The sequence below is a fragment of the Pseudomonas sp. PA-4-8C genome, assembly GCF_021606625.1.
GTDB classification, from domain to species: Bacteria; Pseudomonadota; Gammaproteobacteria; order Pseudomonadales; family Pseudomonadaceae; genus Aquipseudomonas; species Aquipseudomonas lactis.
On record NZ_WKCD01000246.1, the window covers coordinates 1 to 8420 of the forward strand.

The 8420-nt window shown below is 58.5% G+C and carries 6 protein-coding genes and 1 pseudogene; 2 read left to right on the forward strand and 5 right to left on the reverse strand.

Annotated features, from left to right (window positions below):
• Positions 1 to 134 (forward strand): annotated as a pseudogene (locus GIW04_RS24415) (LysR family transcriptional regulator); the annotation flags it as partial.
• Between the two features lie 271 nt (positions 135 to 405).
• On the opposite strand, the gene GIW04_RS24420 reads toward GIW04_RS24415, so the two are convergent.
• The 5 genes from GIW04_RS24420 to GIW04_RS24440 form a co-directional block, all read right to left on the reverse strand.
• Positions 406 to 2013: a GMC family oxidoreductase gene (locus GIW04_RS24420; protein WP_120248018.1), complete on the reverse strand. Its 1608-nt coding sequence runs from the start codon at positions 2011 to 2013 to the stop codon at positions 406 to 408.
• Between the two features lie 68 nt (positions 2014 to 2081).
• The gene (locus tag GIW04_RS24425) at positions 2082 to 3299 is read right to left on the reverse strand and encodes a mandelate racemase/muconate lactonizing enzyme family protein (RefSeq protein ID WP_120248017.1); all 1218 of its coding nucleotides are present in this window, start codon (positions 3297 to 3299) and stop codon (positions 2082 to 2084) included.
• Between the two features lies 1 nt (position 3300).
• Entirely contained in the window at positions 3301 to 4620 is a 1320-nt protein-coding gene (locus GIW04_RS24430) for an MFS transporter (protein ID WP_034135591.1), read from the reverse strand.
• A 149-nt stretch (positions 4621 to 4769) separates the two neighbouring features.
• Positions 4770 to 6194, reverse strand: a complete 1425-nt coding sequence (gene aldA, locus GIW04_RS24435; RefSeq protein WP_120248016.1) for an aldehyde dehydrogenase — start codon at positions 6192 to 6194, stop codon at positions 4770 to 4772.
• A 144-nt stretch (positions 6195 to 6338) separates the two neighbouring features.
• Entirely contained in the window at positions 6339 to 7271 is a 933-nt protein-coding gene (locus GIW04_RS24440; RefSeq protein WP_120248015.1) for a LysR substrate-binding domain-containing protein, read from the reverse strand.
• Between the two features lie 346 nt (positions 7272 to 7617).
• Between GIW04_RS24440 and GIW04_RS24445 the strand changes: the two genes are divergently transcribed.
• Positions 7618 to 8420, forward strand: an 803-nt coding sequence (locus tag GIW04_RS24445) for an MFS transporter (protein ID WP_236479276.1), incomplete at its 3' end; no start/stop codon positions are given.

Below are 8420 nucleotides of genomic sequence, written 5' to 3' on the forward strand. Positions count from 1 at the left end.
CCGAAGACCCGCCGTTGCCGGTGCGCTCGTTTGAGCTGCATATGGCGTGGCGGGGGTCGCCGGGTAATGATCCGGGGGAGCGGTGGTTGAGGTCGAGGATTCAGATGTTTTTCGGCGCCCCTGAGAGTCTCTAGGCGTCTTCTGTATGCTGCTCATCTGATCATTTCTGCCTTTTCACAGACCATGGAGATCCACTCACTTCCATACGATTGCTACATTGGGGGCACATCCGAGGGCATGCTTTGGACGGATTGAAAAGGATGCCCCCAGTCTAAGGCTAAGCTCCGCTCCCTCTTGGTCAGTTGGATCAAGAGTTCGACAACCATCGACCCCAGCTTTCTTATTATCGACTACTCAGGTTAAACAAAAACAAATCGGCAGACGTTCAATCACCATGGCAACGAATCAGGCATCCTGCAAAATCAGATCGGCGCCCTTCTCCGCTACCATCAGCACTGCGGCGTGGGTATTGCCGCTCGTCACATTGGGAAAGATCGACGCATCGACAATGCGCAGACCATCGAGACCATGGACTTTAAGCCGTTTATCGACCACTGACTTCAGTACATCCGCCCCCATCGCGCACGAACCGCACAGGTGATAGATCGAACCGCTGTTTTCGCGAAAGTACTGCAGCATCTGTTCATCGCTTTCGACCGCTGGCCCCGGTAATACTTCTGCAACCGTGATGCTTTTCAAGGCCGGCGCCTGCATGATTTTGCGCATCAGCCGACTGCCCTGGATCACTTCGTCGATGTCCTTTTGTGTGCTCAGGTAATTGGGATCGATCAACGCCGCATCCCGGGGGTTATTCGACTGGATCTCGATATGCCCACGGCTCGTCGGCCGGCACGGGTTGAAACACAACAGGAAGCCGGAATACGGCTCGGGCTTGAGGCTGGCCTTGTTGTTTTTCGGGATCTGGTACGACAGCGGATTGAAGTACAGTTGCAGGTTCGGGTTGGCCTGCGACTCGTTGCCACGGAAGAAACCACCGGCCTGGTTGACGCTCATCGCCAAGGCACCCTTGCGGGTCAGCAGGTATTTGAGGCCGAGCTTGAACTGCCCGAGCAGCGAGCTGAGCTGGTCATTAAGCGTCGCAATGTTGGCCTTGTAGTAGTAGCTGACGCACAAGTGATCCTGAAGGTTCTGCCCCACTGCCGGTAGGTGTTTGACCAGCGGGATCTGGTGCTTGGCGAGCAACGCCTGATCAGCGACACCGGATAGTTGCAGAATCTTCGGTGTGTCAACGGCACCGGCACAGAGGATCACCTCCTTGCGCGCCTGGAAGGTGCGGACCACGCCGTGTTGGGTCACGGAAATGCCGCTGGCCCGCACGTTCTCGAACAATACCCGATCGACCAGTGCGTAATGCTCGACCGTCAGATTCGGGCGGCTGAGTGCGGGATGCAGATGCGCAAAACTACTGGAACTGCGCTGGCCGTCCTTGGTGTTGACATCGTAGATACCCGAGCCTTCGAAGTTCGGCCCGTTGAAGTCGTCACTCTGCGGGTAACCGAGTTCATCGCACCCCTTGAGAAACACATCGCAGATCGGATGGGTCTCTCCCTTCATCGGAGTGATGCTGATCAGGCCGCTGCCGCCGTGATATTCGCTTTCGCCCGATGGGTGATTTTCCAGTTTGCGAAAATACGGCAAAACGTCCTTGAAACCCCAGCCATCGTTGCCGTTGGCGGCCCAGTCATCGAAGTCATGGGCTTGACCACGGACGTAGATCATCGCATTGATCGAGCCCGAACCGCCCTGGACCTTACCGCGCGGAGCATAAATTTCACGATTGTTGAGCTGCTTCTGCGGCTGGCTGTAGTACATCCAGTTGAAGGTCGGGTTGTAATACATCTTGGCAAAGCCGACCGGGATCTTGAACCACAGCGAACTGTCCTTGCCGCCCGCTTCCAGCAGCAGCACCGTGTATTTGCCGCAGGCCGATAGCCGGTTGGCGAGTATGCAGCCGGCCGCGCCGGCGCCAGCGATGATGTAGTCGTATGTCATGCACGGTTACCGCGTAAGTCGTTATTTAAAAAACACTCATTCCCGCAACTGAACGACGGCAAATCCCGTCAGCCTCTGGCCGGCGATGTGTCTTTGACGTCTGCCGGGGCCGGTGCCATTTGCAGGTGCAAGCGCTCACCGGTATAGGGCGAATGCCTGCGCACCACGTCCATGTTCAGCTCCACCCCAAGGCCCGGCTCGGTGGACGGGATGATGTAGCCGTCCTCCCACTGCAGCGGCTTGGTCAGGACTTCGGCGTGGAAACCGCCCCAGGTCATGATGCTTTCCTGGATGAGGAAATTCGGGGTACAGGTTGCCAACTGGAAACTCGCCGCCGCGCCAATCGGCCCGTTATAAAGATGCGGTGCGATCTGCGCGTAATAGGCCTCGGCCATGCTCGCGATCTTCTTGGCTTCCAGCAGCCCGCCGCAGCGGGCCACGTTCATTTGCAGAATCGACGCACCGCCTGCCTGCAACAGCTTGAAGAATTCGTACTTGGTGGTCAGCCGCTCGCCCGTAGCAATCGGAATGGTGGTCTTGGCCGCGACTTGCGCCATCGCCTCCTCCTGACCCGGTGGCACTGGCTCTTCAAACCATAACGGGTCGTACTTCTCCAGGCGCTTGGCCAGGCGAATCGCCGAGGACGGGACCATTTGCCCGTGGGTGCCGAACAGCAGGTCGCACTTGTCGCCCACCGCTTCGCGGATCTTTCGGCAGAAGGTTTCGCAGCGCTCCAGTACTTCCAGCGAAATCTGGTGACCGGAGTACGCGGTGTACGGCCCGGCCGGGTCGAACTTCACGGCGGTGAAGCCTTTATTCATGTTCTCGATAGCGCATTCGGCAGCCAAGTCCGGGTCGTCATAGTCGTACTCACCCTGGCTGTTGACCGGGTACAGGTAGGTGTAGGAACGCAGACGCTCATTGACCTTGCCGCCAAGCAATTCATAGACCGGCTTGTTCGCCGCTTTGCCGATGATGTCCCAGCAGGCCATCTCCAGGCCGCTGACCACGCCCATCATGGTCAGGTCGGGACGCTGGGTGAAGCCGCTCGAATAAGTCTGACGGAAAAAGCGTTCGATGTGATGCGGGTCCTGGTTGAGCAAGTAGCGTTCAAACACGTCTTCAATGATCGGCAGCATGGCTTTGGGGCCGAAGGTTGCAGCGTAGATTTCGCCGACACCTTCAATGCCGCAATCGGTCTTGAGCTTGACGAACAGCCAATACATGCCGCCAATGTGCGGTGGCGGTACGGCAACGATATGGGTTTCAAGGGCGACGATTTTCATCTCAGGCACCTGTTTTATTAGAAGATTGACGATTGATACGCGCGCGCAAGCTCAGGGCCGCGAGGGTCCCGATCAGGCCGACGGAGGCGATGTAGCCGAAATACAGCTTGTAACCAAGGGCGCCAGGGAAGTGTTCGGTGAGGTAACCGTTGATCAATGGGATGAAGGCGTCCGGCAGGTAACCGACCACCGAGACAATGCCGATGGCGAGGCCGGTAATGCGCAGCGGAATGTTGCAGGTGTCGAGGATCGCCCAGTACAAACCGCGAATCGCATACGTCATAAGGCCGATGAAGATCACCGTACCAACCAGCAGGCCCATACTGTTGAGCGCCGGGAACACGATCAGGCCGACCATCGCCAATGTCGCGAGGAACAGCGCCACGATCAGCACCGAAATGTTCGAGAACTTGTCACCGAGCCAGCCGCCACCGATACCGCCAATCGGACGCATCCACAGCTTGATGGTGGTGATAGTGCCGGCCATGACGGCGGTCATGCCGCCGCCCTGCAAATAATCGGAGAAGCTGTAGGTCGCCCAGAAGATGTGGTAACCGCAGAACACGATCGCCGTCACCAGCCACAGCTCAGGGATTTTCACCAGTGTGGTCAGGTCGCTGAGCAGGTTGTATTTACCCTTTTCCACTGGCGCGGTGTCCTCCATCGCCTTCGGGTCCTTGATCAGCACCAGCACACAGCCGATGGCAATACAGGTGAAGGCATAGAGGTAGACCACGTGCTTGAAACCTTCTGCGGCGGACTCGCCACGGGTTTCTGTGGCGAAGGCAAACAGCCCCAGGGCGACCGTTGCGAGCAGCGCTTCGACCAGCCCGCGACCACCGTCGAGGATGCCGAAGAACCGGCCCTGTTCAGTGTGATGAGCAATCATCTTCACCCGCTTGAGCACCGAGGCCCAGAACGTCAGGCCGGTGGTCAGGCCCCAGCAACCGAAGATGATCATCAAACCGGTCATCGACGGTCCCGTGGAGTACCAAAGCCCCAAGGCTCCGGTGGCCACCAGCGAAAAGAAAATCAAAAACCGCGGCGCGATCCGATCGGCCAACCAACCACTCGGCAAATAGCTAAGCAGGAAAATTGTCCCGAGCATCGAGTACAGATAACCCAATTCGCTGTGGTTGATCTGGAACACCTCGAGCATGGTGGTCTGGTAAACCTGGCGCAGGTACAGAATCGGGTAGATCGCCCCGGCGGCCAGCACCAACAGCATCAACTGGATGTAGCGACTTCCCTTGTCACTGCGGCTTTTTGCAGCCGCGTTCGAACCCTGAACAGCGGCAACAGTGGTTGCAGGCTTGGACATCGATGAGACCTCGGGCATCCCGGTGGTCCGGGAGCCCCAATAATTGTTTTTATAGGTTTGGAGCAGTAACAAGCGCAAAGCTACAAGCGGCAATTCAGAGTCCGCTGCCGTTCGCTTTCATTTACCGCTTGAAGCGTGCAGCTACCGGTCTAGTACTTCATCACCACAAGTCGGGTCTGGGTGAATTCGAGCATGCCGTGCTTGCCGTCATCACCGCCCAGGCCCGAGCGTTTCCACCCGGCGTGGAAGCCCTGGTAAGGGTCAGCCGGGGTCCGGTTGACGTACAACTCACCGGCCTCGATGGTGTTGGCGACTTTCAGGGTGGTGCGGTAGCTCTCGGTGTACACCACCGACGACAGGCCGAACTGGTGATCGTTGGCCATGGCCAGCGCTTCGTCGATGTCGCGGTACTTGAGCACTGGCAGCACCGGGCCGAAGATTTCTTCCTGGATTATTTCCATGTCCTGGCGACAGTTGCTCAACAGCGTCGGCGGGTAGAAATGGCCGTTGCCCTCAGGAATGAAACCGCCCGCTTCCAGTACCGCACCGTCGGAGACGGCACGCTCGACCATGGCGTGGATGTTTTGCCGCGAGCTTGCGTTGACCAACGGACCCATCAGGCTGGCGTCGGTGGCGCGGTCGCCAAACTTCACGGCACTGATTTTGGCTTTGAGCAACGCGAGAAATTGCTCGTAGACGCTTTCCTGCACGTAAACCCGCTCCACCGCCGTACACAACTGACCGCAATGAGTGGTCTTGGACGCGACAATAGCGCTGGCGGCCGCTTCAAGGTCAGCGTCGGCTTCAATGATTGCCGGGGTTTTGCCGCCGAGTTCAAGCGACGGCTTGGCGATGTTGGCCTTGCAATAATCGAGCACGATGCGCCCGGCGTTGACGCTGCCGGTCAGGGTGATCAAGCCGACGGCTTTATGGGTGCAGACCGTTGCGGCGGTGGCATGGTCCATGGTCAGTATGTTGACCACGCCGGCCGGTAAACCGGATTGCTGCACAGCCTTGGCGATTTCAAACGCCGAGATCGGGGTGTTGTTACTCGGGCGCACCACCACGGTATTACCGGCAATAAGCGCGGGGGCGATTTTGCGCAGCAAGGTGTAGACCGGGTAGTTGAACGGAATCAGGCAGGCGACCACACCAATCGGTTCGCGGTGCAGGAGGAGGTTTTCGTTCGGGGTGTCACTGGGAATGATCTCGCCTTCGATCCGCCGCGCCCACTCGGCGTGGTAACGGGTGATTTGCGCGGCGTAACGAGCTTCGTTGCTGGCGTCGCTGACACTTTTGCCGGATTCGGCGGCCAAGGCGGCACCGATGCTCTCGGCGCAGGCCTCCAGGGCGTCAGCGAATGAGCGCAAGTGCTCGGCGCGTTCGATGCTCGTGAGCTTGCCCCAGCGCTTCTGGGCGGCGGCGGCAGCCTCAACGGCGGCAGTTGCTTCAGCGCTGGTGGCGGCCGAGACCTGACCCACCAAGGCTCCGGTGGCCGGGTTGTAGACCGCAATCAGCGCATCGCTGGCAGGCTCAATGAAGTGACCGTTTACAAAGTTTCGCTCAAGTCGCATGTGAATCGCCCATCGTTGTTTTTATCCAGTTCCCGCAGTTTTGGCATCCTGAGGGGGTTGAACAAACGATTTATTGAGCGAAGTAACATTCAGAAAATGCAGGTTACCCAGGAAGGAATCAAATTTCCCGTGAGGGTTGGGGGCTCAGCTGGCGGCGGTGGAGGGTTCGAGCTGCCTCTGAGCCAACCAGATTTCCTCCTGCAACCACTGACTGAACACCTGCAACTGCGGCATCAACGTCTGCTCCGGTCGAGTCACCAACCAGTAGGATTGATGCCCTTCCACATGCACGTTCAGTACCTGGGTCAACTGCCCGCTGGACAGCTCAGGGGCAACCATGTGCCAGTCGGCAATGGTGATGCCCAAGCCGTCAGTGGCCGCACGAATCGCCAGGTCCAGCAGGTCGAATTCATAGCCGCCCTGGGTATCCACGCCGCTGATTTTCGCCGCGTCGAGCCAGTGTTTCCAGGTCAGGTAGCGCTGGTCTTCCCTGGCCAACACATGCAGCAAAGTCAGGCGACTAAGGTCGATTTCGCCCTCGCTCGCTTCCCGCGTATACAACGACGACGCGCACACCGCAATGTGCCGTTCCTGGAGCAGCAGCGAGCTGTCCAGCCCATCCCATTCGCCATCGCCAAAGCGGATCGCGCAGTCCAGGGTGCTGGTTTCCGCCAGGCTGTCCTGTAAACGCGTGGTGATGCTCAGCTCCAATTCGGGGTGTTTCTCCCGCAGCCGCCCCAGGCGCGGCATCAACCAGCGGCTGGTGAAGGTAGGCGGTGCGTTGATGTGCAGGCGATTAGCGTGTGACTTCTGCTGGATGCTGCGCACCGTCAGCTCGATTTTGTCGAAGGATTGATGCAGCGCCCGCAGCAAAACCCGGCCGGCGCTGGTCAGTTCAAGGTGGTGATGCCGGCGTTCCAGCAGATTCTCGCCGAGCTGTTCTTCGAGCTGGCGCACCTGGCGGCTGACGGCACTTTGCGTGACGTTGAGCAGCTCCGCCGCCCGAGTAAAACTGCCGGTACTGCCGGCCACTTCGAAGGCTTTAAGCGCATTGAGCGCGGGCATTTTGCGTTTCATGAACAGGACTCGCGCTGTGGCTGACGAGCCATAAGCATCCCACGGCTTGCGGCAAATTTCCTGAGTAACATGCATTTTTGTGTTGTGCAGGCCGATTCCCTCGCTCCCTCGCCACAGGTAATCGGCAATATTCAATGACGTCGGTTTCAGCCCTGCCACTGTCGCTGACGTATAAATAGCATGAGTATTTCGCAGCACACTCACGACTATTAAGCACTGGCTGTTTTATTTATATAAACGCTAGTCTTGCTTTAATTGAATCCCCGACTGAGTCAACGCACTTACATAGGGCATGTCTCGCACTTACGCCCCATTCCATAGCAATTAAACTGACCGAGCCAACCCCATGCCAATCAACACACACTCAGCCACAAGAAGTATTGTTATATTGGCGCTAATCTTTACCGCGTGTAACGCCACCACCCACGGTTTCAGTATCTTCCTTTATTCGGCCTTATTACCCCAGATCCGCCAGGTGTTCGAACTGAGCTACAGCCAGGCCGCGTTCGTCGCGGCGCTGCTGCAACTGTTCTACATGGGTGCGTCCATTGTCAGCGGTATCGCCGCGGCGTGGATCAGCCCGCGCAACATGGTAAAGCTGACGATGGCCTTGAGCCCGGCGCTGCTGGCCCTGGCGGTCGCCACCCCGTGGGTGCTGCCGTTCGCGCTATGCCTGGCACTGGTCTCGGCCTGCGCCGTGTCGAACTGGAACGCCATCGCCGCACTGGTCGGCGAAGTGATCCCCGCCTCCCATCGCAGCCGCGTGCTGGGCCTGGCATCGTCGGGGGCGGCGTTCGCGATCTGCCTTAACGGTGTGCTGATCGCCCTGCTGCAGGGCATCTCGTTGCGGTACTTCTGGCTGATGTGCGCCGGGCTGACCTTAATTGTCACGCTGCTGACCTTTTGGGCCTTGGCGCCGTTGGCAACAGGCCAACACATCAAGCAAAGCAGCGCGCCGTCGCTACGCTGGGTACTCAGACAATGGGTGGACCTGTGCCTGGAATACCCGGTGGCGTTGCACATACTGTTGCTCAGCGCTTTCATAGGCGGGATCAGCGGCCCCTTCCTGAATTTCCTCTCGGCGTTTGCCAGCGAACGGCTGGGCGCCAACGCGCAGATCACCGGATCACTGTGGACACTGATCGGAAT